The following is a 25,766-nucleotide window of genomic DNA, read 5'->3' as shown; positions in this document are numbered from 1 at the left end:
GGTTTCTGCGGTGATGGGCGGGTCGGCGGCTTTGTCTGCTGTTTGGGCGGCTGCGGCTTCCGCTGTCGTTCGCGGATCGGCAGCTGATACCACGGCAGAAGCGGCGGACGGCTGTTCGGCTTCCGTTGCGTCCGCTGGGGAATCGACCGGCCCGGTGGATGACTTCGACCGGCGCACGGTGAGTTTCATGATCCGGCCACCCCCCATTGCTCCAGTGAGCTGAGTTTCCAGCCGGAGGCTGTGCGGGTCATCGTCGCTGCCAGGCGGGTGCGGCGGATGGGTTGTGCGGTGCCGTCCTTGGTGACCGTGATTTCCACTGAGGCGAGGAGTTTCGCGGTGCCTGCTTCGGCGTCCAGGTCGGAGAGTCCGGCGTCGAGGACGTGGCCGGTGGTGGTGGAGCCGTCGGACGGGATGTTGCTGGGCAGGGACGTCTGCAGGGTGCCGGTCGTCGCGGATTGCCAGTGGGCTAGGGCTTGGTCTCGGTGTTGTGGATCGAAGGTGGTCACGGTGGTGATCAGGGTGCGGCCGACGGTGACGGCCTCGTCTCTGGTCGTGCCCGCGGTTGAGGTGGGGGCGGTCGCGGCGGCGTGCCACGACCAGGCTGACCAGGCGGCGAAAGCGGCGGCTGCGGTCAGGGCGATTCCGGCGGCCCAGATCAGGGGGCGGCGGGGTTTGGCGGTGGAGGGGGCCGGGGTGTCTGCGTCGACGGGTGGGGCAGAGGTCTGATCGTTGGCGGCGGGGCGCTCGGAGCCGCTGGTAACGGGACAGGAAGCAGCAGTAGACGGCGAGGTGGCGTCACCGGAAGAAGCAACCTCAGCAGAAGGCAAGGCGACATAACCGGAAGAAGCAACCTCCGGCGACACCTTCAGTTTCCCCGGCGTAGCCACAGCATCTCCTCCAGATCAGTCGACGTCGGAAGCCCTCCGGCCACCCCGGAAACTCCCCCGGGCTTGGCCGGCTCCGGCACCCCGGGATGCGGAGCGTTCTGCGAACCGCGCACCGACGACGGGTCCCCGGCGGGCAAGGTGCAGGCGGCGGAGGTGTTGAACGGGAGCACCGGCAGTTCCGCGCTGCTGCGGACCTTCGTGCTCTCGTACCCCTTCCTGCACGGAGGCGGGTCGAAGAACGTCAAGGCCAGCGACAGTTTCCCGCCGTCGGGAGTGATGGCCGACGACGTCGCGGCGACGGTTTTCGGCAGGGTCACCAGCAACTGCTCGAGGCCGTCGGTTCGGGCGCTGAAGACGTCGGCCGTCGTGAGCAGGTTTGCCATCAGGATGGGCAGGCCGGGGCTGGTGTCCCGCAGCAAACCCGTCACCTGGGTCGCGGCGGGCGGGGCGGTGGCGATCAGTTTTCGCAGGTCGCCGTCCGAGGAGGCCAGTTGCGAGGCGAACAGGCGGGCGTTTCGGCTGAAGTCTCGCCACGCTGTCGAGGAGGCGGCTTGGGTTTTCAGCACCGTCGAGCCGTCGTCGATGAGTTTCACTGTCTGCGGCAGGTGGGCGGAGGCGGAGTTCGTGAAGGATCTCGCGGTGTCCATCAGCAGTTGCAGGTCAGGGCCGCTGCCTTGCAACGCGTTGTCCAGTTCGTTCACCACTGTGCGCAGGTCCTCTGTCGGCACCGAAGCGGTCAATGAGTCCACATCGGACAGGAACGTCTGCACCGGAAGCGGCAGGGCGGTCGCGCTGCGGGGGATTACGCTGCCGTCCTCCAGAAAAGGCCCGCGGTCGGTTGACGGTTGCAGGTCGACGTACTGCTCGCCGACGGCGGACCGGTTCGCGACGATTGCGCGGGAGTTGGAAGGGATCGGCGGGGCGGACGTGTCCAGCAGCAGGTCCGCTTCCATGCCGTGGTCGGTCAGGCGCAGCGGGCCGATCCGGCCGACGGCCACGCCTCGGTAGGTGACCTCGCCGTTGGTGAAGATGCCGCCGCCTTCGGAAAGTTCCAGGCGGACGGTGTAGGTGCCGGCGCCGACAAGGCGCGCGATTCCGGCGTATTTCGCGCCGACGAAGGAAGTCGCGGCCAAGGCGACGATCACGAAAGCGATGACCTGAAGCCGGATCCGTCTGGTGAGCATCAGTGGCCCCCTGGCGAGAGCGGGAGCGTCGGGAGGCCTGGCGGGACGCCTTGGCCAGGCGGGGGCAGCGGAACGCCGGAGCCGGGAACCATCGAGGCGTAGACGTTGACGTAGTCGCCCTTGATCGCGTCCAGCACGGGGTCGGTGAACGGGAACGAGGGCAGGATTTCCAACGCCTTGGGCAGGTTTTGGCCCGCATCGGCCAGGCGGTGCAGGATGGGGGCGAGTGCGCGCAGGTCGGCGGCGAGGTCGTCGCGGCTCTTGTTCGTGACGTCAGTGGCCACTGTGGACAGTTGGTCCAGCGATTGCAGCATCGTCACCAGTTGCGGTCGCTGGTCGGTGAGGGTCTTCAAGCCCGGGGTGAGATCGGTGAGGGCGTCGGCGATCTGGGAGTTTCGGTCAGCCAGCGTCGCGGAGAGGTGGTTGAGGCCGTCCAGGGCGGCGGTGATGTCGCGGCGGTGGGCGTCCAGGTTCGTCATGAGCTGGTTGACTCCGGCGAGGAAGCTGCGGATCTCCTCCTCGTTGCCGTCCATGGCCTTCGTCAGTTCGCGGTTGATCGTCTGCAGCTGACCGATTCCGCCGCCGTTGAGCAGCAGGGACAGCGCGCCGAAGATCTCCTCGAACTCCGGGTTGCGGTTGGTTCGCGACACCGGGATGACGGCCTTGTCGCCCAACTGGCCGGAGGGTGCGGTGACGGGCGCGGCCAGTTCGACGAATTTCTCGCCCAGCAGCGACGATTGCCGCAGGCGGGCGACGGCGTTCGCGGGCAGGTGGACGTCGCCGTTGACGGCCAAGACGGTTTCGGCGGTCCAGCCGTCGGAGCCCAGCCGGATCGACTGGACGCGGCCGACGGGGACGTCGTCCACCTTCACCGCGGCCTGCGGGACCAGGTCCAGGACATCGGCGAACTGGACGGTGATCTCGTACGGATGCGCGCCGAGGTCCGCGCCGCCGGGCAGCGGGAGGTCGTAGACGCCCCGGAAGCCGCCGGGTGCGGCGCAGCCGGCGAGCGTGCTCACTGCCAGCGCAAGCAAAAGCCGTCGCGCCTTCATCGGCCGCCTCCCGTCACGGCCACGTCCGTTGCCGGCAGCGGCAGGTATTCCAGCAGGTTGGAGCGTCCCTGCAGACGTCCGGTGGCCGGATCGACCGCGTTCAGCACGTTCTGGGCGGCCAGCGGGGCGACGTCCAGCGCTTCGGCCAGCGAAGCGCGTTGGTCGACCAGGAGCTGCGTCGTCTTGGCCAGTTTGTCTACATTGGACTTGATCGCGGCTCGGTTGTCCCGGATGAAGCCCTGGACGGAGGCGAGCGCGCCGGCGAGCGAGCGCAGGGCGTCGGAAAGCTCGAAGCGGTTCGCGGCGAGGGTGTCGGACACTTTGGCCAGCTGCTGGTTGACGTCCGCGACCTGGTGGTCGTTCGTGGCGAGCATGGTGGTGAACTTCTGCAGCTCGTCGACCGTTCCGAACAGGTCCGAGGAGTTGCCCGCCAGCGTGCGCGCGAGGCGGGCGAAGTCGCGGACGGAGGTGTTGAACGCCTTGCCGTTGCCGTCCAGGTTTGCCGCGCCGGTGCGCAGAAGATCCGACAGCGCGCCGTTGGCGTTCGCGCCGTTCGGGCCGAGGGCTTTGCTCAGCGTGTCCAGGCTCGAGTACAGCTGGTCCAGCTCCACCGGCGTGCCCGTGCGGTCGGTGCCGATCACCGCGCCGTCGGCCAAGCGCGGGCCGCTTCGGGCGAGTTTGCCCAGCTGGACGTAGCGGTCCGCGACCACGCTCGGCGCGATGACCAGCGCGGTGGTGTCGGCGGCGACCGGGATGTGCGGATCTACCGATAAGTCGACACGGACCTGCTCGCCCTGCGGGAGGACCGCGGTGACTTCGCCGACCTTCACCCCGAGCACCCGGACGTCGGATCCACTGTAGACACCGACGGCTCGCGAAAAATAAGCCGTGACACGGTATCGGCCGGATCCGGAGAACACCCACCACAGCACGCCGCAGACCACCAAGGCCATCACCAGCAGGAAGACGACGAAACGGTATGCGCGCGCGGTCATTTCGCGCCTCCCTTCGGCGGGGTGCACGGATCGCGGTTCTCCGGGATGAGCCCGCACAGATAGCTGTCGATCCAGCGGCCGTTGCCCGCCGTGTTGTTCAGCACGCGGAAGTACGGCCCGGCGAGCTTGAGGCTTTGCGTGAGGTTCGCGTCTTGGCGTTGCAGCAGATCGGTGACCTGGTCAAGCTGCTTGAGCGCTGGAGCGAGCTGCGCGGTGTTGTCCGAAACCAGGCCGGACAGCTGTTTCGCGAGCTGCTGGGTTCCGACGAGCAGCTGGTGGATCGCTTCGCGGCGGTGGTCCAGTTCGGTGAGCAGCAGATCGCCGTCCTTGACGAGCTTCTCGAAGTCGTCATTCGAGCTGGCGAGGGTGGTGGTCAGCTTGCGCGCGTTGGCCAGCAGTTCGGCGATCTCGTTGTCGCGCGACGAGACCGTTTTCGACAGCGCGCTGAGCCCGTCGAGCGCGGTGCGGACGTGCTGCGGCGAGTTGCGGAAGGTGTCGCTGATTGTCGAGAAGCTGGTCGCGAGCTGTTTCGTGTCGATCGCGCCCGCGGTGTCGGCGAGGCCGTTGAACGCGTCGGTCACGTCGTACGGGGTCACCGTGCGGTCGCGCGGTATGGGCTGGTCCGGGTTCTGCTCCGCGCGCCCGGACGGGTCGAGGGCGAGGAATTTCCGGCCCAGCAACGTTTTGATCTTGATCTGCGCGGACGTCCGGTCGCCGATCCAGGCGTTCTTCACCCGGAAGCTGACCAGCACGTGGTCGTCGTCCAGGTCGACCCGGGACACCTCGCCGACCTTGATCCCGGCGATCCGCACCTCGTCGTCCGCCTGCAGCCCGGCGGCCTCGCCGAATTCGGCCTGGTAGGTGGTGCCGCCGAGGAACGGAAGGTTGTTGTAGTTCAGCGTGCCGGTGAGGATCGCGGCCAGCACGACGCTGCCGACGACCCCCAGCACGAGCGGATTGCGCTCCCGGAACGACTTCACGCGCCACACCTCGCCGCGGTCGCCGGCACCCCGCGCGGCGGTGTCGTTTGCAGGACGGCGCTGCAGAGGTAGAAGTTCATCCACGAGCCGTACGACCCGAGCGCGCCGATGCCGTTCAGCTTGCGCGGCAACGTGGTCAGAGCCTTGTCCACGTCGGCTTCCCCCTTGTTCAGGTTCTGGGTCAGCGCGTCGAGCCCGGAGATGCTGTCCTTCAGGCCGGGCCGGATTTCGGTGAGCAATCCGCTGGTGGACTGCGTCAGCTCGGCCAGGCCGGACACCGCGTCGCCGATCGCCGTGCGGTCCTCGGCGAGGCCGGACACGAGCTGTCGCAGGGTCGACACCAGCGTCGCGAGCGAATCTCCCTTGCCGTTCACGGTTTTCAGCACCGAGTTCAGGTTGCCGATCACCTCGCCGATCACGCGGTCCCGGCTGGCGAGCGTGCTGGTGAGCGATCCGGTGTGCTGCAGCAGTTCGGTCACTGTGCCGCCTTCCCCTTGCAGCACTTGGACGATCTCGCCGGACAGATCGTTGACGTCCTTGGGCGACAGTGCTTGGAAGAGCGGTTTGAAGCCGTTGAAAAGGTCGGTCAAGTCGAGCGCGGGAGTCGTGCGGTCGAGGGGGATTTCGCCGCCCGGCGGCAATACTCCGGAGTTGGTGCGGGGGCGTTCCAGTGCGAGATAGCGCTGGCCGACCATGTTGCGGTACTTGATCACCGCGGTCACGTTGGCGGGCACTGTGCGGCCGTTCTCGAGCGAAAAACTGACGTGCGCGCGGTTGTGGCCGGTCACGCCGAGGTCTTCGATCTGCCCGACCTTCACGCCGGAAATCCGCACGTCGTCGCCGACATTCAACGCGGTGGCGTCGAGGAAAGTGGCCCCGTACCGCTGGCTCCCGCCGACCGAGCCGCCGGTGATCGACAAGGCGAGAATGACCGTCGCGAGGACCGTGACCAGGATGAAGATCAGGCTTTTGACCAGGGGAGCGGCAAGGTTTCTCACTTCGCCGTCACCTCCGTTCCGCGGTAGAGCGGGCCGACGAGCACGCTGCCCCACGTCGGCACGTCAGCGGTCGAAATGCCCAGTGACGGCGCGACCAACGAAGCCAGGAACTGCTGCTCCTGCGGGGAATTGGCGATGCCGAGGTCGCCGGGCGACGGCACGGTCGCCGGAGTTCCGGCGGTCGGCGCCACCCCGCTCGGGTAGCAGCGCGGGCCGGTTTTCTCGGTGTACGCCGGATCGTCCTTGCCCGGCACGTATTTCCCGCGCGACTTCGACACAGTGACCTCGACGTGTATTCCGGGTTCTTTCGACCCGGCGCCGAGGACCCGGTCCATCGACGGTTTTAAGTCGGTGAGCGCCTGTAGAGTGCAAGGGAAGCTGGGGGAGTACTTAGCGCCGATTTCGAGCGGACGGCGGCTGTCGGAGGACAACGCGATGATGTTGTTCCGGTTCTGCCGCAGGAACGTCGTGAGGTCCCGCGACGACGTCGTGACCTGCTGATACAGCGAGCCGAGGTCCGTGCGCTTCGCGTCGACCGTGCCGAGGGTGACTGACGAATCGGTGAGCGCGTCGAGCAGATCGGGTGCGATGTCGCCGTACATCTGGGTGACGGTGGCCAGGTCGCGCACGTTTCGGTCCAGCTGCGGCAGGTTCGGGTTGAACCGCCGCAGGTAGTCCGACGCGGTCGCGAGCGTCTGGCCCAGTTGCGCGCCCCGGCCTTGCAACGCAGTGGAAACCGCGGTCAGCGTGGTCGCCAGTTTCTGCGGCTGCACGGCTTTCAGCACCGGCAGCAGGTTGTCGAAGACCCGCTCCAGTTCGATCGCGTTCGCCGACCGGTCCTGAGAGATCACGTCTCCGGCCCGCAACGGCCGCTTGCGCTCAGTGTCCGGAATGGACAGTTGCACGTACCGTTCGCCGAAGAGGGTCTTGGGCACCAGCAGCGCGGAGACGTTGACCGGCAGCCATTTCACCTGCTCCGGATCCAGCGCCAGCGAGATCTCCGCGCCGCCGCGGATCGCGTGCACGCCCCGGATTTCGCCGACCACGACGCCGCGCGCCTTCACCTGCCCGCCCGCGCGCAGCTGGTTGCCGACGCGGTCGGCCTGCAGCGTCACTGGGACCGTGGTGGTGAAGTCCTTGTTGTAGATCTTCACCGTGAGCAGCACGAACGCCGACAGCGCCGCGAGGAACAGCACCCCGGCGGTGCGGACTCGGGTCTTGTGCCAGCGCCGGTTCATCCGGCCACCTGGACGGTCGTCGTGGCGCCCCAGATGGCCAGGCTGAGGAAGAAGTCCAGGACGCTGATCGCGACGATCGCCGTCCGCACCGCCCGTCCGACCGCGACGCCGACGCCCGCCGGACCGCCGCTCGCGCGGAAGCCGTAGTAGCAATGCGCGAGCACCACGACGACGCTGAAGATCAGCACTTTCCCGAACGACCAGAGCACGTCGCCGGGTGGCAGGAACAGCAGGAAGTAATGATCGTACGTGCCCGCCGACTGCCCGAAGCCCCACACCGTGACCTGCCGCGACGCGAGATACGACGACAACAGCCCCACGGCGTACAGCGGAATCACCGCGATGAACCCGGCGATCACCCGCGTGGTCACCAGATACGGCACGCTCGGGATGCCCATCACCTCGAGCGCGTCGATCTCCTCCGAGATCCGCATCGCGCCCAGTTGCGCGGTGAACCCGCAGCCGACCGTCGCCGACAACGCCAGCCCGGCCACCAGCGGCGCGATCTCGCGCGTGTTGAAGTACGCCGAAATGAACCCGGCGAACGCCGAAGTGCCCACCTGGTTCAGCGCCGAATACCCTTGCAGCCCAACGACAGTTCCGGTCGCGACGGTCATCCCGACCATGACGCCGATGGTCCCGCCGATCACCGCCAGCGCGCCGCTGCCGAAGCTCACCTCGGCCAGCAGCCGGACGATCTCGCGCAGGTACCGGCGCAGCGCGCGCGGCACCCAGCCGAGCGCGCGCAGGAAGAACAGGATCTGGTCGCCGAGAGTGTCGAGGAAGCCGAGCCTGCGGTCGATGGCTTCGAGCACGCGCGTCGGAGTCGGGGTGGCCATCAGCTTCCCTTCGGCGGCACGAGCTGGAGGTACACCGTGGTGAGGATCAGGTTCAGCACGAACAGCAGCAGGAACGTGATGACGACGGACTGGTTCACCGCGTCGCCGACGCCCTTCGGCCCGCCGCGCGGGTTCAGCCCTCGATACGACGCGACGACTGCGGCGACGAAGCCGAACAGCAGCGCCTTGACCTCGCTGATCCACAGGTCGGGAAGCTGCGCCAGCGCGGAGAAACTCGCCAGGTACGCGCCCGGAGTGCCGCCCTGCATGATCACGTTGAAGAAGTAGCCGCCGAGGACGCCGACCACGCTGACCATGCCGTTGAGGAACACCGCCACGCCCATCGCGGCCAGCACGCGCGGCACGATCAGCCGCTGGATCGGCGAAACCCCGAGGACCTCCATCGCGTCGATTTCCTCGCGGATCGTGCGGGAGCCGAGGTCCGCGCACATCGCGCTGCCGCCCGCCCCCGCGATCAGCAGGGCGGTCACGATCGGACTGGCCTGCTGGATGATCGCCAGCACGCTCGCCGCGCCGGTGAACGACTGCGCGCCGATCTGCGTGGTCAGCGACCCAATGTGCAGTGCGATCACCGCGCCGAACGGGATCGACACCAGCGCGGTCGGCAGGATCGACACGCTCGCGATGAACCAGAACTGCTGCACGAGTTCACGGAACTGGAACGGACGGCGGAACGTCAGCCGGACGACGTCGAGCCCCAGCGCGTAAAGCCGGCCGGTCTGGTGCAGTGCCGCGGCGCCGGGAAACGCCATCGCCCGACCTCCCAGCAATTTCCGGGCACGGCGGAATGCCCGCCGAACGCCCGTTCCGGTGCTGATCCGTTTGGCGGATCGGGACGGAAGGAAAGCGTCGGCAGGGTTACCGTGCGGTTTCGTTACTGGTCAGTACGCTAACGAGGGCCTTGCCCGCAGACAAGAACTTGCCCCGTCCTGCGGGGTCACGGCGTCGTAACCGCCGAATTCTTGTGCGGTTGTGACAACTGCCGGGAATGCGGTTGTCAGTGCCGGAAAATAAATACCGGTGCGGCGGTTTCCGGATATTTCAGCGGGCGAGCCAGCGGTGCAGGGAAGCCGTCAGCGCCTCGGGTGCGTCGAACTGGATCAGGTGTCCGGCCGAACGGACCAATTCCAGCCCGGCGCCCGGGATCATCCCGGCGAGCCGGTGCGCGCGGTCGACCGGGATCCAGGTGTCCTCGGTGCCCCAGACGACGAGCGTGGGCACGTTGATGTCGCGATAGCGCGGCTCGATTTCGTCGGTGTACCGCTGATCGGCCTGTGCGATCTGCCGGTAAAAGGCTGCCTGTCCAGCCGAACCGAGCCACGGCGTGACAAGCACGTCGTGCGCTTCGGCGGACAACGGACGGTGGGCGGCACCGGCGATGTACTCCCGCACCAGAGCTTCGTGCAGGTTCGGCGGCAGCTGCGCGAACACGTCCGCGTTTTCCGCCACCAGACGGAAGAACTCCGAACCCCACGGTGCCAGCGCGACGACGTCCACCAGCGCCAGCGACCGGTAAGCCGCGCCGTGCAACAGAAACGCGCGCAGGCTGACCGCGCCGCCGTAGTCGTGCGCCACGACGTCCGGCTCTTCGAGACCCCAATGGTCCAGCAGCGCGGCGAAAGTCTCGCCCTGCGCGGCCAGCGAAACGTCCTGCCCCTCGGCCATCGTGGAACTGCCGTAGCCCGGCATGTCCCACAGGTACACCGTGAAGTCCTGCGCGAACGTCGAGGCGATCGGTTCCCACAGCTTCGACGACCACGGCGTGCCGTGACAGAACACGAGCGGCGGCCCCGAACCCTGCCGGGACCACCGCACCTGCTGGCCGTGCCAGTCGAAGACCTCCATCAGCGCTTCAGGTCCGCGACGATCTCGTACGAACGCACGCGGTCCTCGTGGCCGTGCACCATCGTGGTGATCATCAGCTCGTTGGCGTCGGTGTCGGCCAGCAGCTGGTCCAGTCCCTTCCGGACGCTCTCCGGCCCGCCGACGATGCTCGACCCGAACCGCTCGGCGAGGAACGCGCGGTCCATCTCGGTGTACGGGTACTCGGCGGCGTCCTCCGGCGTCGGCAGCGCGATGGGACGACCGCGGCGGAGGCTGAGGAAGGTCAGCCCGCTCGGCCCGGCCAGGTACTCCGCGCGCTCGTCGGTCTCAGCGGCGATCACCTGCACGCCGAGCATCACGTACGGCTCGGAAAGGACTTCCGACGGCTGGAAGTTCTCGCGGTACAGCCGGACCGCCGGAATCGTGTTCTCGGCGGCGAAGTGGTGCGCGAAGGAGAACGGCAGCCCTAGCCGTCCGGCCAGCTGCGCGCTGAAGCCGGACGAGCCGAGCAGCCACACCGGCGGTTTGTTGCCCTCGGCGGTGACCGCGTTGACGCCGCGCGCCGCGTCCGGCTCGAAGTAGCTGATGAGCTCCATCAGGTGCTCGGGGAAGTTCTCCGCGGACAGCCCGCCCGGCCCGCGAAGCGCGAGCGCGGTGCGCTGGTCGGTGCCCGGCGCGCGGCCGATGCCCAGGTCGATCCGGCCGGGGTGGAACGCCTCCAGCGTGCCGAACTGCTCGGCCACCACGAGCGGCGCGTGGTTCGGCAGCATGATCCCGCCGGAGCCGACGCGAATGCTCTCGGTGGCGTCCGCGACGTGCCCGATCAGCACCGCCGTGGCCGAGCTGGCGATGCCGGGCATGTTGTGGTGCTCGGCGAGCCAGTACCGGTGGTAGCCCAGCCGCTCGGCGTTGCGGGCGAGATCGAGCGTGTTGCGCAGCGCCTCGCCGACCCCCTTCCCTTCGGAAACGGGGGAGAGGTCGAGCACGGACAGCGGCACGTCAGGCAGGGAGGTCACGTACAGCCGTAACGCGCGCGGCCGCGATTCCCTTCCCGCCTTACGCGCGGGGCAGCCAGTCCGGGTTCGAGGCGAGCACGATCAGCTGCTGCGTCGCGCGGGTGAGCGCGACGTACAGCACGCGCCGCCCGGTCGAGGACTCGGTGACCAGGTCCATTGGCTCGACCAGCACGACCGCGTCGTATTCGAGGCCCTTCGAATCGAGGCTGCCGACGACCTTGAGCCGCTCGTCGGTCTGCCCGGCGAGCCAGCCTTCGACCTCTTCGACGCGGTCCATGGCAGTGATCACACCGACCGTGCCCTCGACAGCGCCGAGCAGTTCCTTCGCCGCGGTCTGCGTCGCCGTCGCCAAAGCGGCCTGGTCGACCGGACGGACCTCCGGCTCGATTCCGGTGGTGCGCACGGCCTTGGGCAGTTCGTCGGCCTGCGCGTGGCCGGCCACGACCTTCGCCGCGAGGTCGAAGATCTCCGCCGAGTTCCGGTAGTTCGTGCGCAGCGTGAAGCGCCGTCGCGTGGTCTTCACGCCGAACGCCTGGTCGCGCGCCTGCGCCGCCTCGTCCGGATCCGGCCACGAGCTCTGCACCGGGTCGCCCACGACGGTCCAGCTCGCGTACTTGCCGCGACGGCCGACCATCCGCCACTGCATCGGCGAAAGGTCCTGCGATTCGTCGACGACCACGTGCGAGTACTCGTCGTAATGCTCCGGACGGTGCGGCGCGCCTCCGGAACTGCCGCGCTCCGGGGCCGCCTCGACCACGGTCTGGCGACGACGGCGCTTCGGCTCCGGCCCGACCAGCACGCGCAGCTCGTCCAGCAACGCGACGTCGGCCACCGACCAGCCACGCGAACGGTCCTCGAAATCGGCCGCCAGCAAGCTGATCTCGTTCCGGTTCAGAATGCCCTTCGACGCCGCGGCGAGCCGCTTCTCGGCGCCGAGCCACTTGAGCACCTGCGCCGGGTACAGCGTCGGCCACCACACCACGAGGAAGCGGTGGAATTCGATGCGCTCGCCGAGATCGTGGATCAGCTCCGCGCGGTCGATCTCCTTGCCGTCCGCCTTCGCGTACTCCTCGGCCTTGTCCGCGAGCGCGCCCAGCAACAGCTCTGCCACGCGTACGCGCGACCGGTTCGGCGGCGCGCCCTGCGTGTGCGCCTTGCGCCGTACCTTCTCCAGCTCGCGCGCGGTGAGCTTCAGGACTTCGCCGCGGTAGACGATCTTCAGCTCCGTCGGTGCTTCGGGCGGGGTGTCGCGCAACGCGCGCAGAAGCACCTTCCGTATCCGCAGCGAACCCTTGATCGCGGCCAGTGCGGCTGTGTCCTGCCGTGTCGCTTCGAGACCGTCGAGCACTTCGCCGAGCGCGCGCAGCTCTACGTTCGTTTCGCCCATCGACGGCAACACGCGCGAGATGTACGTGGTGAAGACGCCCGACGGACCGATGACCAGTACGCCCGCGCCGCCGAGCTGACGGCGATGCCGGTACAGCAGGTACGCCGCGCGGTGCAGCGCGACAGCCGTCTTGCCGGTGCCCGGGCCGCCGGTGATCTCGGTGACCCCGCGCCACGGCGCGCGGATGACCTCGTCCTGTTCCTTCTGGATCGTGGCCACGATGTCGCGCATCTTCTCGCCGCGCGAGCGGCCGAGCGCGGCCATCAGCGCGCCCTCGCCGACGATCTGCATGTCCTCGGGCACGGCGTCGGCGATCAGCACGTCGTCGTCCACGTCCAGCACCGTCTGCCCGGAGCAGCGGATGACGCGGCGGCGCACGACGTCCATCGGCTCTTCGGCGGTGGCCTGGTAGAACGCGGCGGCGGCGGGCGCGCGCCAGTCGGTGACCAGGTTGTCGAACTCGGTGTCGCGGATCCCGAGCCGGCCCACGTAGATGTGCTCGCGGTCGAGGTGGTCGAGCCTGCCGAAGACCAGGCCCTCGTACTCGGCGTCGAGCGTCTGCAGGGTCTGGTTCGCGTGGTAGACCATCATGTCGCGTTCGAACAGCATCGACGCCTGCTCGAAGATCGCTTCGCGCTGGGCGCCTTGGCCGAGCTCGTAGCCCTTGGCCCGCATCGCCTCGGCCTGGGTCCGCAGCTCGGCGAGCCGCGTGTAGACCCGGTCGACGTGTGCCTGCTCGACGGCGATCTCAGCCCGTCTCACCCGGGGTTCCGACACGCAACGCTCCCTTGAACACCATGACTTCGCCTCTGGAGGGCGAAGAACGACTCTACGCGCCCGCGCGCGAGGGTTCGGCAAGTCCTGCCCAACGCCACATCGCGACCTTGGGCGAAGATGGCCGGGTGACGAGGATCGTGGCGGGGAAGGCGGGCGGACGGCGGCTGAAGGTGCCGCCCAAGGGCACCCGTCCGACGTCGGAGCGGGTGCGGGAAGCGCTGTTCAACGCCCTCGAAGTGGCCGGTGAGCTGGACGGCGCCCGCGTGCTCGACCTCTACGCCGGCTCGGGCGCGCTCGGTCTCGAAGCGCTTTCGCGGGGTGCTGCGGACGCGTGGTTCGTAGAAGCCGACCGTCGGGCGGCAGACGTGCTTCGCGGCAACGTCGCCGAACTGCGGCTAGGCGGAACTGTGCGCGCGGGCCAGGTCGAGACGGTCGTCGCCGCTCCTGCGTCGGTGCAGTTCGACGTCGTGCTCGCAGACCCGCCGTACGCGGTCGACGCTGCTTCGCTGGGCACAGTGCTCGCTTCGTTGCACAGCGGTGGCTGGCTCGCGGACGGCGCGTTGACGGTGATTGAACGGGCTGCGCGCGACGGTGCTCCAGTCTGGCCGTCGACCTTTAAGCCGCTTCGCGATAAGCGCTACGGAGATACGGCGCTGTACTGGGCTGAGTACGACAGCTCATCTGAGGTGTGACGCAGTCGTCACGAGTGCGCGCGCGACCGCGTGGCTTGATAGCGTCCGCGCCATGCGGCGTGCGGTCTGTCCCGGTTCTTACGATCCGGCCACCAACGGACATCTCGACATCATCGAGCGTGCTTCGGCGCTCTTCGACGAGGTTGTCGTCGCCGTGGGGGTGAACAAGAGCAAGAAGGGCCTCTTCAGCGTCGAGGAACGCATGGAGATCCTGCGCGAGATCACCGCGAAGCTGCCGAACGTACGCGTCGATTCGTGGCAGGGCCTGCTCGTGGACTACTGCCGCGACAACGACATCGCCGCGGTCGCGAAGGGCCTTCGCTCGGTCAGCGACTTCGACTACGAACTGCAGATGGCCCAGATGAACCGCGAGCTCACCGGCCTCGAAACGCTGCTGATGGCCAACAACCCGGCGTACGGGTTCGTGTCCAGTTCGCTGGTCAAGGAGATCGCGGCGCTCGGCGGCGACATCGAGAACCTGGTGCCGCCGGTGGTGTACGAACGCCTCGTCGCGGTCTACGCCAAACAGGACTGAGCACCGTGTCCGGCCGGAAGGCCAGACCAGCGGCCGATTTAGCCTGAACGGATTACAGCCTTCGTCGGGACTTCGGCCGCGACCTGAAGCTGTTCACCTCACGTCATTCTGCGGACTACCCGACCGGGTTACCGTCCGAAAATGACCAACAACCGCAGCCGCATAGTCGGTGTCCTTTTCGCACTGCTGGTCGGTTTCCTGGGGTTCGGCACGGCCGCGGAGGCCGTCCCGATGTCCCCGGCAGCGCCGGCGTCCGTGCAGCCGAAGCAGAACTCCTGTGGGGATCTGTCCGGGTTCACGCACGTCAAGCTGTCGGCGCTGCCCGCGCAGGCGACTGACACCTACAAGCTCATCCAGACGAACGGCCCGTTCCCGTACCCGAAGAACGACGGCGTCGTGTTCACCAACCGCGAGGGGATCCTGCCCTCCTGCGCGTCGAGCTACTACCACGAGTACACCGTGCCCACGCCCGGTTCGAGCAACCGCGGCACCCGCCGGATCGTGACCGGCCAGGGCGGCGAGTACTTCTACACCGGCGACCACTACGAGTCGTTCCAGGTCATCGACATCGACGGCGGCAGCACCCCGACGAAGTGCGGCGACCTGTCGAAGCTGAGCCCGGTCGGCTACTCGACGCTGTCCGATGAGGCCAAGAAGGTCGTCGACGGCGTGCGTGCGGGCACCCTCAGCGACGGCACGACCTACCAGAACCGCGAGGGCGTCCTGCCCGCGTGCGACGCCGGCTACTACACGCTGTACGACGTCGGCTCGGAGGACCGCGTGATCTCCGGCGACGGCGGCGAGCTCGTCTACACGCCGGACCACTACGCCACCTTCCAGAAGATCGATCTCAACGGCTGATTCCGACGCGACGGGGCGGTCCTGCCGGCGGGCAGGACCGCCCCTTCTGTTCTGCGCCAGGACACGCCCGGTCGGGTGCTCGTTCACCGGTTCAGGCTGCGAAGCGGGCAGACTGGAAGCCAGTGATCGGGGAAACTGCTTGAGGGAGTTGCCGTGTACCGGGTTTTCGAGGCACTCGACGAGCTCGTCACGATCGTCGAAGAGGCCCGTGGGGTTCCCATGACGTCCAGCTGCGTGGTGCCCCGCGGCGACGTCCTCGAGCTGCTCGACGACGTCCGCGACGCGCTTCCCGGCGAAGTGGACGACGCGCAGGACGTGCTCGACAAACGCGACGACCTGCTGCTGGCCGCGCGCAAGGAGGCGGGCGAGACCGTCGCCGGCGCGAACGAGGAAGCCGAGCGGACGGTGTCGGACGCCACGTCCGAGGCTGAGCGCATCCTCGCCGACGCGCGCGCCCGCGCGGAGCAGATGCTGGGCGACGCCCACAACGAGGCCGAGCGCATGGTCGCGGGCGGGCAGGCCGAGTACCAGAACCTCACCGAACGGTCCCGCGCCGAGTCCGAGCGGATGATCCAGGCCGGCCGCGACGCCTACGACCGCGCGATCGAGGACGCCCGCGCCGAACAGGCCCGGCTCGTCTCGCAGACCGAGGTCGTGCAGGCCGCGCACGCCGAATCCGCGCGCATCGTCGACGAGGCGCACGCCGAGGCCGACCGTCAGCGCGCCGACTGCGACGCGTACGTGGACGGCAAGCTGGCCGAGTTCTCCGAGCTGCTGGCCACCACGCTGCGCACGGTCGACTCGGGCCGCAACCACCTGCGTTCGCCCTCGACCGGCCACGGCGGCGGCCGCTCGACGCTGTACGACTACCAGGTCTGAGCTCCCGTCTCGCGAGGCTGATCCCGGTTCCCGCCGGGACCAGCGCGCACCAGGTCAGGCCAGGCGCCGCAGCGACCTGCGCGGGGCCTGCGTACGCTGGTAGGCGATGTCCGAAAACCCTGCCCAGAACCCCCGCCCCGCGCAGCTCGACGACCGCAGCCCGTGGGTGGTCGACACCCGTGAGCTCGGCCGCCGCGCGGGACTCAGCCGGGAGCTGCGCCGCAGCGCGCCCGTGCCGACCGCGCTCGGCGTCCCCGGCGTGCTCGAAATCCGCGAAGGCGAGCCCGTCGAGCTCGACCTGATGCTCGAATCCGTCGTCGAAGGCGTCCTCGTCACCGGCACCGCCGAGGCCGTGGCCGCCGGCGAGTGCTCGCGCTGCCTCGACCCGGTCACCGAGACCATCGAGGTGGACCTCACCGAGCTGTTCGCCTACCCGGGATCGGCCACCGAGGAGACCACCGACGAGGACGAGATCCCCCGCCTGGTCGACGACCGGATCGACCTCGAGCCGACCGTCCGCGACGCCGTGGTGCTGGCGCTTCCGCTCGCCCCGCTGTGCCGCGAGGACTGCCCGGGACTGTGCATCGAATGCGGCGTCAAGTGGGCCGATCTCGAGCCCGGACACGGGCATGAGAAGATAGATCCTCGGTGGGCCGCGCTGGTCGAGCGATTCGACGAGAACGCGGGCGAAAAGCCTGCGCACGGCTCCGGAGAGCAAGCCTGACGAGCGTCCAGCTCGATCCGGGAGAAGTAAGTTCGCTCGCATCCGCGAGCAGACCGTTTGAAGGAGATCTACTCGTGGCCGTCCCGAAGCGGAAGATGTCGCGATCCAACACGCGCTCCCGCCGCAGCCAGTGGAAGGCGGCTCCGGTTCAGCTGGTGCCCTGCTCCAACCGCGCCTGCCGCCAGCCGAAAATCCAGCACGTCGCTTGCCCGGCCTGCGGCCAGCACAACGGCCGCCAGGTCGTCGAGCCCGCCTGAGCGGGCAGCCGACCATGGGGGGTAAGCCCGTCGGAGGACCCGCGGCCGAACCCGCATCGTTGCTCGAGGCGCTCGGGGTCGTTCTCGACCCCGAGCTGCTCCGTCTTTCGCTCACGCACCGCTCGTACGCGTACGAGCACGGCGGCCTGCCGCCGAACGAGCGACTGGAGTTCCTCGGAGACGCGGTGCTCGGTCTCGTCGTCACCGACCACCTCTACACCACCCACCCCGACCTGCCCGAGGGCCAGCTCGCGAAGCTGCGCGCCAGCGTCGTCAACATGCACGCGCTGGCGGGCGTCGCACGCGGGCTCGGCGAGGGCGGGCTCGGGGCGCATCTGCTGCTGGGCAAGGGCGAAGAGCTCACCGGCGGCCGGGACAAGGCGAGCATCCTCGCCGACGGTCTCGAAGCCGTCATCGGCGCCACGTACCTCGCGCACGGCATCGAGGTCGCGCGCAAGCTGGTGCACCACCTCTTCGACGGGTTGCTGGCCGAGGCTCCGCTGCGCGGGGCAGGCCTCGACTGGAAGACCAGCCTGCAGGAGCTGACCGCCTCCGGGGGACTCGGCGTGCCCGAGTACCGCGTCGAGGACAGCGGTCCCGACCACCGCAAGGAATTCACCGCTACCGTGCTGGTGGCGGGCCGCGCGCTGGGCGAAGGCAACGGCACCACGAAGAAGGAAGCCGAGCAGAAGGCCGCGGAGACCGCCTGGCGGGCTCTGTCGGAGGAACTCGGCACGGGCGACGACGCGAGCTGAGTCGTTTTTCTTTCCGGGGCTGGTCGACTCTAGGTCGGCCGGCCCCGTTTTTCGTTGCCAGTGCACGGGCCTCCGTTTTTTGTCGGGGGCGCCGGGCAGAATGAGCGCATGCCCGAACTACCCGAGGTCGAGGTCGTCCGTGCCGGCCTCGAAGCGCACGTCGCCGGCCGTACCGTCCGTGCCGTCGAGGTGCTGCACGACCGCGCCATCCGGCGGCACGCCCAAGGAGCCGCCGACTTCACCGGACGGCTCGCCGGAGTCACGATCGAGGCCGCCCGGCGGCGCGGCAAATACCTGTGGCTGGAACTGTCCGACGGCGAGGCGGTGCTGGCGCATCTCGGCATGAGCGGCCAGATGCTGGTGCAGGCCGAGGACGCGCCGGACGAGAAACACCTGCGCGTCCGCGTCCGGTTCGCCGACGACGGGCCGGAACTGCGTTTCGTCGACCAGCGCACGTTCGGCGGCCTTGCCCTGGACGAACTGGTCGAGGTCGACGGCGACAGCCTGCCCGGCACCATCGCGCACATCGCCCGGGACCCGATGGATCCGAAGTTCGATCCGGAGGCCGCCGTGCGGGCGCTGCGTTCGCGGCGGACCGAGGTGAAGCGCGCGCTGCTCGACCAGACGCTGGTTTCCGGGGTGGGCAACATCTATGCCGACGAGGCGTTGTGGCGCTCCAAACTGCACTGGTCGCGGCCGACCGAGAAACTCACTGCCGCACAAGGCAGAACGCTGGTGTCCGCGGCCAGCGACGTGATGTCGGCGGCGCTGCTGGCGGGCGGGACGTCGTTTGACGCGCTTTATGTGAATGTGAACGGACAGTCGGGGTATTTCGAGCGCTCGCTTGACGCGTACGGCCAGGAGGGGATGCCGTGCCGCCGGTGCGGTTCGGCGATCCGGCGGGAGCCGTTCATGAACCGGTCGTCGTTTTCGTGCCCGAGGTGCCAGCGACGGGCGCGGGCGGCGTAATCGCACGGTCCTCGGCGCGGACGGCTCGCTCGGCAGCAGGCGTTGGGCGGGCGCGCCGAGCGCAGGACCTGCGCTCCGCTGGCAATTCCGCCTTAGCCAGGTTCTGGGTCAGGCATGGTGCGGCCCGGGCCCAGGTTTTGGCCCAGGCATGGTGCGGCCCCAACTCGAACCCGAACGCGACGTGGTGGCGCGGGCGGCGTTCGATGTCGAGTTCGTTCGGGGTTCTCGAACGTCCGCGGGCCCTGGTTGACCGAAAGCCGAACGTCCACGGGTCCTGGTTGGCCGGATAACCGAGCGCCAGCGGGTCCTGGTTGGCCGAAAGCCGAACGTCCGCGGGTCCTGGTTGGCCGGATAACCGAGCGCCAGCATGCCTTTCGCACATGGATCAGCCGTCCGTCGTCCTCGACGTCTCGCGGGCGAAGAGCGGTTCCGCCGCTTCCAGCCGCGGGGCCGAGATGCCTAACCGCCGGGCTTCGGCCAGCGTGTCCCGGCAGACCTCGCGCGGCTCCTCGGCGTCGGGGTCGTTGTGTGCCGTGAAACTCGCGCGCACGGGCGCGACGTGAGCAGTCAGCCAGGCGAGCACGGGGGCCGTCAGCCAGGTGGGCATCCGGAACAGAAGCAGACCGCCCCGGTGCCGGCGCAGGTCGATACCACGCGCTTTGAGGAGCGGCAGAAGCTCGCGGCCGGCCAGCAGGCCCTCGCGCAGGTCGCCCGTCGCCCCGGCCAGTTTGGACAGGGAACCCAGCCGCAGGCCTTGGGAGAACAGGCCGGCGTCCGACACGAAATGGACCCACAGCCAGCCGCGGAAGTCCGGCCGCTCCTTGATCCGGAGCCCGGCCTCGCGAAATGCCTGGCGCACGGCCAGTCCCCGGTCGGTCGGGGGTTGGCCGAGAGTGCCGAAGACGACCGACCGCAGCAGGAATCCGCGGAGCACACCGTCGGCGCCAAAACCTCCGCCTCCCTGGGGAAAGCCCCAGGCGACCTGGTCGACGGGGAGTGCGCCGATCGCGTCCAGCGGCTCGGCCCAGACGTTGCCGAAGACGAGCACTGTGGCCTGGTTGACGCGCGGAGCGAGGAAGGCCGTCGCCTCCGCGAGGCGGTGGTGCGAAACGCTGAGCACGATCAGGTCGAAGTCGTGGTCCGGCTCCAATTCCTCGCGGAGGCGCACTGGCCACTTCTCTGCGACGCGCTGCCCCCACAGCCGCTGCCGCGTATCGAACAGGTCGAGGTCCACTGCGTCTCCGTACGTCGCCGCGCGGCCCGGTCGGACGTAGAACTCGACGTGATGTCCCGCCCGCTGCAGGGCCCATCCGTAGAGGGTGGCGATCACGCCTCGGCCGAACATCAGGATCTTCACGCCGCACCTCGTGGGGTAGCATTCTATGTGGAGACAATCTCCACTTCTCAAAATATGGAGATCGTCTCCACTTGTCAACGCGAGGGAGCGCATGACCGCCGACAAGCCGCTGCGGGCCGATGCCCGGCGCAACCGCGATGTCCTGATCGCCAAGGCGCGAGAGATCTTCGACGCCGGCGAATTCTTCGACCTGCGCTTCGACGACTTCGCCCGCCTGGCCGGGGTCGGCACCGGCACGCTGTACCGGCATTTCCCCACCCGGGAGGCGCTGGCCGAGGCGGTCTACCGAGGGGAAGTCGCCGCGCTGTGCGATCGCGCCCGCGAGCTGCAGGCCACGTTGCCCGCGGCGGAGGCTTTGGCGACCTTCCTGCGCGGCATGGTCGACCACATCGACGCCCACGAGGGCCTGGCCCGGACGCTGGCCACGCTCATGGCCGAGGGTTCGGGCGACCTCGCCGAGGGCAGTCAGGCGTTGGAGCAAGCGGTCGCCGACCTGGTGGCCGCTGCCGTGCGCGAGGGCACCGTTCGCGACGACGTGGGCTCCGGTGCCGTGATGATGGTGCTGCACGGCATCGGCGCGGCCCATGACCGCCCGGGGTGGCGGGCCGAGGCCGACGATGTCATCACCCTCGTGCTGGACGGGCTGCGCCGCCCGCAGTGACACAGTGCGTGAGCGAAGGATCCGGTCCCAGCGCTGTGAATTTTCAGGAGGCGTGAGGTCGTGCGCGAAGGCGCGCGAAAACCAAGCCAGCAACGGTAATCGCCACCGCGAGCCAAGCGAACCAGTCGCCGAAGCGCGTGTGGAACGTCTGGCCGGGACCCGCGGGAACGTCGGCAACGACCGCCGTGAACGGGGCCGGTCCGCCGGTGCGGGCTTCGCCGAGGACGCGGCCGTAGCCGTCGGACAGCATCAGGCTTCCGTTCGCGTCGGAGAGCGCGATCGACTGTCCACTTTCGACACCCCGGAGCAGTGCGTTGCGGGTGTGCTGCCAGCCGCCCTCGTCGTCGCTGCCCGGCGGGACCGCCAGTTCCGCCGGGATCGCGAGGACGCGCGAACCGGCGGCGGCGTAGTCGCGGCTGGGGGAGGCGAACGTCGTGTCGCCGCAGATCACCAGTCCGGTCGGGGCCTCGGCACCCGGGACGAACACCAGCTCCCGGCCCGGCGGGCTCACCAGGTCGTGGTGCTTCAGGTACCGAGCGGGCGCGGCGCCGTCGGCGGGGAAGGCCAGCGCGTAGTCGTAGTTGTGCTTGCCCGGCCGGTCGTAGTACTCGAAGCCGACCACGATCGCCGCGCCCCGGGCCTTGGCCGCCTCCCGCATCGGCTCGACCAGGGCGGCTGGCCATTCTTCCTCGGCGCTGAAAGCGGCTTCGGGCAATACGACGAGCTTCACGCCGTCCGGCATGGCTGAAATCTGCTGGATGTAGTCGTGGACCAGGGCGCGGCCTTGAGCGGTGCCGAGTTCAGGACCCCAGTGATAGCCCGCATTTTGCGTGACAGCGGCCATTCGCACCGTCGGACCGCCTGTGCCGGAAAGCCGTAGCGCACCGCCGCCAAGGGACAAAGCCACAATGACCGCTGCGACAACGCCAATGCGCAGCCGGGAAGCTCCGGGCGCGCACATCGCGGCGACCGCGCAAGCGGGCAGCAGCACCAGGAATTCGACGCCCCACATCCCCGCCCACGAAGCGGTTTGCAGCACGAGCGGCGCGTCGCCCTGATCGTTGGCGAGGGAACCCATCATCCCCATCGGGTTCAGCACGGTGATCAGGTAAACGAGAGCGGTCCACGCCGCCGGTGCGGCCAGGCTCGCCAGCAGCATCCGGCGGCGGCGCACTAACGCCCAGAAAAGCCAGACCGTGAAGGTGAACACCAGCGACATCCCGACGTCGATGGCGGTTCCGAACGGCCACAACGGTTCGTCGCCGGAATGTGCTTGGTAGGCCCACATATTCGCGGTGCCGAGCAGGAACGCGCCGAACGCGGTGCTCACGGTGGTCCAGCCGCTGGCGCGGGTTGCCAGCAGCAGCACCGGAAACGGTGCGAGCCAGGTCAGCGCGGCGACCGGCGCGAGCCCGGTGCCGAAGTAGAAGAGCGCCGCCGAAGACAGCAACGCGGCCGGGGTCTGCCAGCGGGCATTACGTTCTGAGGCCATCGAAAATCCTCCGGGAAGTACGTCGGCACAGCGCGCGGAACTCGGGTTCCGTCGCCCCCATCCGGCCGGCGAGGTAGTGCAGGACCATGCCTTGCGTTTGCGTGCTGACGGTCAGCGCGGCTTCCAGCGGATCGTCGTCGCGCAGCATGCCGTCGCGGATGCCTTCTTCGATCAGCCGGACCAGCGCGGTGAACGGCGGCGAGCCGGGTTCGCGGAAACCGTCCGGGTACAGCCGGGCTTGGGCTCCGTCGTCGGTCATCAGGAAGCGGTACAGATGCGGCTGGCCGAGGGCGAAATCCAGGAACCGGTCCAGCAGTGCGTCGAAGCGGTCGAGCCATTCGCCGTCCGGCGCCGGGTCTTTCCACGCCGCGCCCAATTCCCGGCCGGTGGCGTCGGCGACTGCGCGCAGCAGGACCTCGCGGTTCTCGTAATGCCGGTAGATCGCCATCGCGGTGACTCCGGCGGCTTCGGCGACCCGGCGCATGCTGACCGCCGCCGCGCCCTCGGCGGCGATGATCTCGCGCGCTGCCGCCGCGAGCCGTTCGGCTGTCGGGATCTCGACCATGTCTACACTGTAGACCTCGACGTCTACGTTGTATACCTGACCGTTCGTCTCCCGCTGACCTGGCCGAATGGGCAGCGATACCGCCGAACGGCGGCTCGCCGCGCACACTACTGCGCTATGCGTGGTAGCTTCTCTCGCGCAGGACCGGGGAAGGAACGCCGTGGAGATCAGTCAGCTGCTCAAGGGAGTGCTGGACCTGGCGGTCCTCGCGGTGCTGCGCGACGACGACGGGTACGGCTACGACGTGCTGCGAAGACTTCGCGTCGCCGGCCTGGAGGAGGTCGGGGACGCCTCGGTGTACGGCACGCTGCGGCGGCTGTACAAGGCGGGATTGCTGACGTCGTACGTGGTCCCGAGCGAAGAGGGTCCGCACCGCAAGTACTACAGCTTGAACGACCGGGGCCGGGCGCGGCTCGCCGAATCGGCGCGCACCTGGCGCAGCTTCGCGTCCATTATGGACAGTTTGGTGAAAGAGCGGGCCTGACCGCGCGGACAGGCGAAACCGCGGGCACGAATCGGGGAGAGGCAGCATGAGCACGGACAAGCCGACGGCCGCGCGGGTGTACCTGTCGAGGGTGCGCACCGCGCTCGCGGACCTGCCCGCGGGCGAGATCGAGGAACTGCTCGAGGACGTCCGGCCGCAGCTGGCCGAGATGGAGTCGGAGGCGGGCGCGGCGGCGCGGATCGAGGACCTCGTCGCGCGGCTCGGCACCCCGGAGAGCTACGCGGCCGAGCTGCGGGCGTCCGGCGGCTACCCGCCCGCTCCGGCGGCTCCGGAAGCGGCGACCGAGGTGCTCCCGGCGGCGAAGCCGGGCCGGGTCGGACCGCGGCTTGCCTTGTGGGGCTTGGTGTTCTGCGCGGCGGGCACGGCGCTGGTCGCGTTCTACACCGCGGTGCGTTTCGACGCCGAAGCGCTGGCCGGGATGATCTTGCTGGCCCCGGTGTTCGCGGTGAGCGTGGCGTTCCTGTTGCTCCGCGGGGTCGACGCGATGCGGGAGCTGCCGGAAGTGGTTCGCGCGCGGGCGATGGTGAAGTCGATGCGGGAGGACCGGTCGGCCGACCGCGCGCTCACGTATCTCAATTCGCTGAAGCCGGCGTGGTGGGTGGTCTGCGGGTTCGCGCTGCTGGCGTTCGGGCTGCTGCTGATGATCCGGGACCTGCACGCGGTTCTGCTGCTGCCGGTGCTGCTGGTCGGAGCGGGCCTGGTGATGTGGGCGGGCCCGCGGATCAAGGTGGACGGCCGGATGCTGTGGATCGCGGTGCCGGTGTCGGCGTTCGTGGTGGGCAGCGCGTTCGGCGGCCTCGGCGCGGCAGTGCACCTTGTTCGGGACCGCACGTATTCGTCGAGTTCCACCCCGGCGTACGCCTCGTCGATGTACGAGGACTCCCACGGCAACGAGGCGCTGCGCTACGGCCAGCACGAACTGACCAACCTGTACGTCTTCGACGCGAACGGCAAACCGCTCGAGGACGTCTACCTGTACGACGACCGCGGCCGCCCGCTCGCCATCACGCGCTACGGCTGCGAGAAGGACACCGGCACGAGCCAGATGACCGGGCAGGACAACCAGTTCCCGCGCCCGAAGGTCGTCGAAGGAGTGCAGGACGACCACGGGAACGTCAACGGCTACAACGGTTATCGCGGCTATTGCCGGGAGGACGCTGGGGTGCCGTTCGCGGCGGTGATCCCGAAGCCCGCTCCGGCGACGTCGGTTCCTCCGGCCACTCCGACGAAGGCCGCTCCGCCGACGAGGTAGCAGCTTCCGGGGCGAGGTCGGCTTCGTGCGGGTTAATCCCGGTTGGAACCGGCAAAGGCGCTCACGAGGCCAGCGCCACGACGGCCGCCGCCCTGGCTCCGACGATCGTCTTCGACGTTGGCCGTCGCTCCGACTCCGACAACCGCCTCCAACGTTGGCCGCCGCCCTGGCTCCGGCAATCGTCTCCGACGTTGGCCGTCGCTCCGGCTCCGGCAACCGCCTCCGACGTCGACCCGGTCGCTGCTGGGTGTTCGGCAGGGGCGGGTTAGGTCCGAGAAGCGGCCGGGAACGCCGGAGGTTGGCCAGACCGGCCTCTCGCTTCGTCACGAGAGAAGACCCCGGAACGCGAAACCGGGCGCCCAAGGCCGCGAACGGCCCGGGCGCCCGGGAGGCGAGTTGCCGGAACTCAGTGGTTGAACGCCGAGCGCGCGGCCAGGTCTGCCAGCAGCTGGCGGCCCTTCTCGGCGTTGCGCGGCTGCGACAGCACGTCGTAGCGCTGTGCCACCAGCTGGCTCTGCGAGATGAACCCTCGCTTGTTGCGGTTCGCCGCGTAGCCCAGCGCGCCGAAGGCCACGTTGAACACGACACCCGCGGCGAGGCCGAGCACGATCGACAGCAGCCCGGCGGCCGGGTTGAGCATGCTCAGCACCAGGCCGAGGAACAGGCCGAACACCGCGCCGGACATGGCCGCGCTGCTGAGCATCCGGCTCCAGCTCATCTTGCCCGCGATGCGCTCCACGAGCATCGGCTGGACGCCGACGATCGTGACGTCGGCGACCGGGAAGTCAGCGTGCGCGAGGTGGTCGACGGCCTGCTGGGCCTGCTCGTAGGACTCGTAGGACCCGATCGGCCACCCGGTGGGCAGCGTCGGGAGCTGCGGCCGCGCCTGCTGCTGGCTGAACGTGGTCTGCGTGAATGCTTCAGTCATCCCTCTCACCTCTCTTGCCCGGTCCAACGCACGAGGCGGCGGATTTGGTCCCGGACGCACCCGATTCACAGTATCTTCTCAGCCGGGCAACCCGGACATAGCAGGCGCCGCGCGGGTGAAGCCGGTGGAGCGCGAG

27 protein-coding genes are annotated in these 25,766 nt (G+C 68.9%); 11 read left to right on the top strand and 16 right to left on the bottom strand.

Features of this window, described 5'->3' with window-relative positions; genetic code table 11:
* Nucleotides 1–185 precede the first annotated feature (185 nt).
* The 12 genes from ACZ7OI_RS27065 to ACZ7OI_RS27010 form a co-directional block, all read right to left on the bottom strand.
* Complete coding sequence (locus tag ACZ7OI_RS27065; protein WP_470266963.1) at nucleotides 186–887, bottom strand: hypothetical protein; 702 nt, start codon at nucleotides 885–887, stop codon at nucleotides 186–188.
* The gene (locus tag ACZ7OI_RS27060) at nucleotides 866–2,071 is read right to left on the bottom strand and encodes an MCE family protein (RefSeq protein ID WP_470266962.1); all 1,206 of its coding nucleotides are present in this window, start codon (nucleotides 2,069–2,071) and stop codon (nucleotides 866–868) included. The genes ACZ7OI_RS27065 and ACZ7OI_RS27060 overlap by 22 nt, the downstream gene beginning before the upstream one ends.
* Nucleotides 2,071–3,123, bottom strand: a complete 1,053-nt coding sequence (locus ACZ7OI_RS27055; protein ID WP_470266961.1) for an MCE family protein — start codon at nucleotides 3,121–3,123, stop codon at nucleotides 2,071–2,073. The genes ACZ7OI_RS27060 and ACZ7OI_RS27055 overlap by 1 nt, the downstream gene beginning before the upstream one ends.
* Nucleotides 3,120–4,118, bottom strand: a complete 999-nt coding sequence (locus ACZ7OI_RS27050; RefSeq protein ID WP_470266960.1) for an MCE family protein — start codon at nucleotides 4,116–4,118, stop codon at nucleotides 3,120–3,122. Before ACZ7OI_RS27050 ends, ACZ7OI_RS27055 begins: the two co-directional genes overlap by 4 nt.
* Entirely contained in the window at nucleotides 4,115–5,098 is a 984-nt protein-coding gene (locus ACZ7OI_RS27045; protein ID WP_470266959.1) for an MCE family protein, read from the bottom strand. Before ACZ7OI_RS27045 ends, ACZ7OI_RS27050 begins: the two co-directional genes overlap by 4 nt.
* On the bottom strand, nucleotides 5,095–6,096 hold the full coding sequence (locus tag ACZ7OI_RS27040) for an MCE family protein (protein WP_470266958.1): 1,002 nt from the start codon (nucleotides 6,094–6,096) through the stop codon (nucleotides 5,095–5,097). Before ACZ7OI_RS27040 ends, ACZ7OI_RS27045 begins: the two co-directional genes overlap by 4 nt.
* A complete protein-coding gene (locus ACZ7OI_RS27035; RefSeq protein ID WP_470266957.1) occupies nucleotides 6,093–7,334 on the bottom strand; it encodes an MCE family protein in 1,242 nt (413 codons plus the stop codon). The genes ACZ7OI_RS27040 and ACZ7OI_RS27035 overlap by 4 nt, the downstream gene beginning before the upstream one ends.
* Nucleotides 7,331–8,173, bottom strand: a complete 843-nt coding sequence (locus tag ACZ7OI_RS27030; protein ID WP_470266956.1) for an MlaE family ABC transporter permease — start codon at nucleotides 8,171–8,173, stop codon at nucleotides 7,331–7,333. Before ACZ7OI_RS27030 ends, ACZ7OI_RS27035 begins: the two co-directional genes overlap by 4 nt.
* Complete coding sequence (locus ACZ7OI_RS27025) at nucleotides 8,173–8,946, bottom strand: MlaE family ABC transporter permease (protein WP_470266955.1); 774 nt, start codon at nucleotides 8,944–8,946, stop codon at nucleotides 8,173–8,175. Before ACZ7OI_RS27025 ends, ACZ7OI_RS27030 begins: the two co-directional genes overlap by 1 nt.
* Nucleotides 8,947–9,235: 289 nt before the next feature.
* Entirely contained in the window at nucleotides 9,236–10,039 is an 804-nt protein-coding gene (locus tag ACZ7OI_RS27020; RefSeq protein ID WP_470266954.1) for an alpha/beta fold hydrolase, read from the bottom strand.
* A complete protein-coding gene (locus tag ACZ7OI_RS27015) occupies nucleotides 10,039–11,034 on the bottom strand; it encodes an LLM class flavin-dependent oxidoreductase (protein WP_470266953.1) in 996 nt (331 codons plus the stop codon). Before ACZ7OI_RS27015 ends, ACZ7OI_RS27020 begins: the two co-directional genes overlap by 1 nt.
* Before the next feature lie 40 nt (nucleotides 11,035–11,074).
* Entirely contained in the window at nucleotides 11,075–13,198 is a 2,124-nt protein-coding gene (locus ACZ7OI_RS27010; RefSeq protein WP_470266952.1) for a HelD family protein, read from the bottom strand.
* A gap of 125 nt (nucleotides 13,199–13,323) precedes the next feature.
* Here ACZ7OI_RS27010 and rsmD point away from each other — a divergent pair, with 125 nt between their 5' ends.
* From rsmD to mutM, 8 genes are all read left to right on the top strand, one after another.
* Nucleotides 13,324–13,890, top strand: coding sequence for a 16S rRNA (guanine(966)-N(2))-methyltransferase RsmD (gene rsmD, locus ACZ7OI_RS27005; RefSeq protein WP_470266951.1), 567 nt, complete (start codon nucleotides 13,324–13,326; stop codon nucleotides 13,888–13,890).
* Between the two features lie 52 nt (nucleotides 13,891–13,942).
* The gene (gene coaD / locus ACZ7OI_RS27000; RefSeq protein ID WP_344285825.1) at nucleotides 13,943–14,425 is read left to right on the top strand and encodes a pantetheine-phosphate adenylyltransferase; all 483 of its coding nucleotides are present in this window, start codon (nucleotides 13,943–13,945) and stop codon (nucleotides 14,423–14,425) included.
* A 141-nt stretch (nucleotides 14,426–14,566) separates the two neighbouring features.
* Nucleotides 14,567–15,286, top strand: a complete 720-nt coding sequence (locus tag ACZ7OI_RS26995) for a ribonuclease domain-containing protein (protein ID WP_470266950.1) — start codon at nucleotides 14,567–14,569, stop codon at nucleotides 15,284–15,286.
* Nucleotides 15,287–15,439: 153 nt separating this feature from the next.
* On the top strand, nucleotides 15,440–16,165 hold the full coding sequence (locus tag ACZ7OI_RS26990; protein WP_344285830.1) for a DivIVA domain-containing protein: 726 nt from the start codon (nucleotides 15,440–15,442) through the stop codon (nucleotides 16,163–16,165).
* Between the two features lie 106 nt (nucleotides 16,166–16,271).
* Complete coding sequence (locus ACZ7OI_RS26985) at nucleotides 16,272–16,889, top strand: YceD family protein (protein ID WP_470266949.1); 618 nt, start codon at nucleotides 16,272–16,274, stop codon at nucleotides 16,887–16,889.
* Between the two features lie 74 nt (nucleotides 16,890–16,963).
* Nucleotides 16,964–17,146 carry a 50S ribosomal protein L32 gene (gene rpmF, locus ACZ7OI_RS26980; protein WP_009074209.1) on the top strand — a complete coding sequence of 61 codons (183 nt, stop codon included), beginning with the start codon at nucleotides 16,964–16,966 and terminating at the stop codon, nucleotides 17,144–17,146.
* Between the two features lie 14 nt (nucleotides 17,147–17,160).
* On the top strand, nucleotides 17,161–17,901 hold the full coding sequence (rnc, locus tag ACZ7OI_RS26975; protein ID WP_344285837.1) for a ribonuclease III: 741 nt from the start codon (nucleotides 17,161–17,163) through the stop codon (nucleotides 17,899–17,901).
* Between the two features lie 108 nt (nucleotides 17,902–18,009).
* A complete protein-coding gene (gene mutM / locus ACZ7OI_RS26970; protein WP_470266948.1) occupies nucleotides 18,010–18,870 on the top strand; it encodes a bifunctional DNA-formamidopyrimidine glycosylase/DNA-(apurinic or apyrimidinic site) lyase in 861 nt (286 codons plus the stop codon).
* A 385-nt stretch (nucleotides 18,871–19,255) separates the two neighbouring features.
* Here mutM and ACZ7OI_RS26965 read toward each other — a convergent pair whose 3' ends face one another.
* Nucleotides 19,256–20,227 (bottom strand): ketopantoate reductase family protein, encoded by a 972-nt coding sequence (locus tag ACZ7OI_RS26965; RefSeq protein ID WP_470266947.1) that lies wholly within the window; start codon nucleotides 20,225–20,227, stop codon nucleotides 19,256–19,258.
* A 91-nt stretch (nucleotides 20,228–20,318) separates the two neighbouring features.
* Here ACZ7OI_RS26965 and ACZ7OI_RS26960 point away from each other — a divergent pair, with 91 nt between their 5' ends.
* Complete coding sequence (locus ACZ7OI_RS26960; RefSeq protein WP_470266946.1) at nucleotides 20,319–20,888, top strand: TetR/AcrR family transcriptional regulator; 570 nt, start codon at nucleotides 20,319–20,321, stop codon at nucleotides 20,886–20,888.
* A 43-nt stretch (nucleotides 20,889–20,931) separates the two neighbouring features.
* Here ACZ7OI_RS26960 and ACZ7OI_RS26955 read toward each other — a convergent pair whose 3' ends face one another.
* Nucleotides 20,932–22,380 carry a nitrilase-related carbon-nitrogen hydrolase gene (locus ACZ7OI_RS26955; protein WP_470266945.1) on the bottom strand — a complete coding sequence of 483 codons (1,449 nt, stop codon included), beginning with the start codon at nucleotides 22,378–22,380 and terminating at the stop codon, nucleotides 20,932–20,934.
* Nucleotides 22,364–22,945: a TetR/AcrR family transcriptional regulator gene (locus ACZ7OI_RS26950; protein WP_470266944.1), complete on the bottom strand. Its 582-nt coding sequence runs from the start codon at nucleotides 22,943–22,945 to the stop codon at nucleotides 22,364–22,366. The genes ACZ7OI_RS26955 and ACZ7OI_RS26950 overlap by 17 nt, the downstream gene beginning before the upstream one ends.
* A gap of 160 nt (nucleotides 22,946–23,105) precedes the next feature.
* Between ACZ7OI_RS26950 and ACZ7OI_RS26945 the strand changes: the two genes are divergently transcribed.
* Nucleotides 23,106–23,429: a PadR family transcriptional regulator gene (locus ACZ7OI_RS26945; RefSeq protein WP_470230736.1), complete on the top strand. Its 324-nt coding sequence runs from the start codon at nucleotides 23,106–23,108 to the stop codon at nucleotides 23,427–23,429.
* Nucleotides 23,430–23,475: 46 nt separating this feature from the next.
* On the top strand, nucleotides 23,476–24,702 hold the full coding sequence (locus ACZ7OI_RS26940; protein WP_470266943.1) for an HAAS signaling domain-containing protein: 1,227 nt from the start codon (nucleotides 23,476–23,478) through the stop codon (nucleotides 24,700–24,702).
* A gap of 406 nt (nucleotides 24,703–25,108) precedes the next feature.
* On the opposite strand, the gene ACZ7OI_RS26935 is transcribed toward ACZ7OI_RS26940, so the two are convergent.
* Nucleotides 25,109–25,630: a YflT domain-containing protein gene (locus ACZ7OI_RS26935; protein WP_344285862.1), complete on the bottom strand. Its 522-nt coding sequence runs from the start codon at nucleotides 25,628–25,630 to the stop codon at nucleotides 25,109–25,111.
* Nucleotides 25,631–25,766 lie beyond the last annotated feature (136 nt).

The organism is Amycolatopsis sp. NPDC114503 (assembly GCF_055633655.1).
This window is presented reverse-complemented; position numbering and strand designations above follow the sequence as displayed.

Bases quoted from the DNA above. Each gene is read 5' to 3' on its own strand.
- ACZ7OI_RS26940 (WP_470266943.1), top strand. From the start codon at position 23,476: ATGAGCACGGACAAGCCGACGGCCGCGCGGGTGTACCTGTCGAGGGTG.
- ACZ7OI_RS26995 (WP_470266950.1), top strand. From the start codon at position 14,567: ATGACCAACAACCGCAGCCGCATAGTCGGTGTCCTTTTCGCACTGCTG.
- ACZ7OI_RS27050 (WP_470266960.1), bottom strand. From the start codon at position 4,118: ATGACCGCGCGCGCATACCGTTTCGTCGTCTTCCTGCTGGTGATGGCC.
- ACZ7OI_RS26955 (WP_470266945.1), bottom strand. From the start codon at position 22,380: ATGGCCTCAGAACGTAATGCCCGCTGGCAGACCCCGGCCGCGTTGCTG.
- ACZ7OI_RS26960 (WP_470266946.1), top strand. From the start codon at position 20,319: ATGACCGCCGACAAGCCGCTGCGGGCCGATGCCCGGCGCAACCGCGAT.
- ACZ7OI_RS26935 (WP_344285862.1), bottom strand. From the start codon at position 25,630: ATGACTGAAGCATTCACGCAGACCACGTTCAGCCAGCAGCAGGCGCGG.
- ACZ7OI_RS26985 (WP_470266949.1), top strand. From the start codon at position 16,272: ATGTCCGAAAACCCTGCCCAGAACCCCCGCCCCGCGCAGCTCGACGAC.
- coaD (WP_344285825.1), top strand. From the start codon at position 13,943: ATGCGGCGTGCGGTCTGTCCCGGTTCTTACGATCCGGCCACCAACGGA.
- ACZ7OI_RS27025 (WP_470266955.1), bottom strand. From the start codon at position 8,946: ATGGCGTTTCCCGGCGCCGCGGCACTGCACCAGACCGGCCGGCTTTAC.
- ACZ7OI_RS27055 (WP_470266961.1), bottom strand. From the start codon at position 3,123: ATGAAGGCGCGACGGCTTTTGCTTGCGCTGGCAGTGAGCACGCTCGCC.
- ACZ7OI_RS27035 (WP_470266957.1), bottom strand. From the start codon at position 7,334: ATGAACCGGCGCTGGCACAAGACCCGAGTCCGCACCGCCGGGGTGCTG.
- ACZ7OI_RS27030 (WP_470266956.1), bottom strand. From the start codon at position 8,173: ATGGCCACCCCGACTCCGACGCGCGTGCTCGAAGCCATCGACCGCAGG.
- ACZ7OI_RS27020 (WP_470266954.1), bottom strand. From the start codon at position 10,039: ATGGAGGTCTTCGACTGGCACGGCCAGCAGGTGCGGTGGTCCCGGCAG.
- ACZ7OI_RS26950 (WP_470266944.1), bottom strand. From the start codon at position 22,945: ATGGTCGAGATCCCGACAGCCGAACGGCTCGCGGCGGCAGCGCGCGAG.
- rnc (WP_344285837.1), top strand. From the start codon at position 17,161: ATGGGGGGTAAGCCCGTCGGAGGACCCGCGGCCGAACCCGCATCGTTG.
- mutM (WP_470266948.1), top strand. From the start codon at position 18,010: ATGCCCGAACTACCCGAGGTCGAGGTCGTCCGTGCCGGCCTCGAAGCG.
- ACZ7OI_RS27060 (WP_470266962.1), bottom strand. From the start codon at position 2,071: ATGCTCACCAGACGGATCCGGCTTCAGGTCATCGCTTTCGTGATCGTC.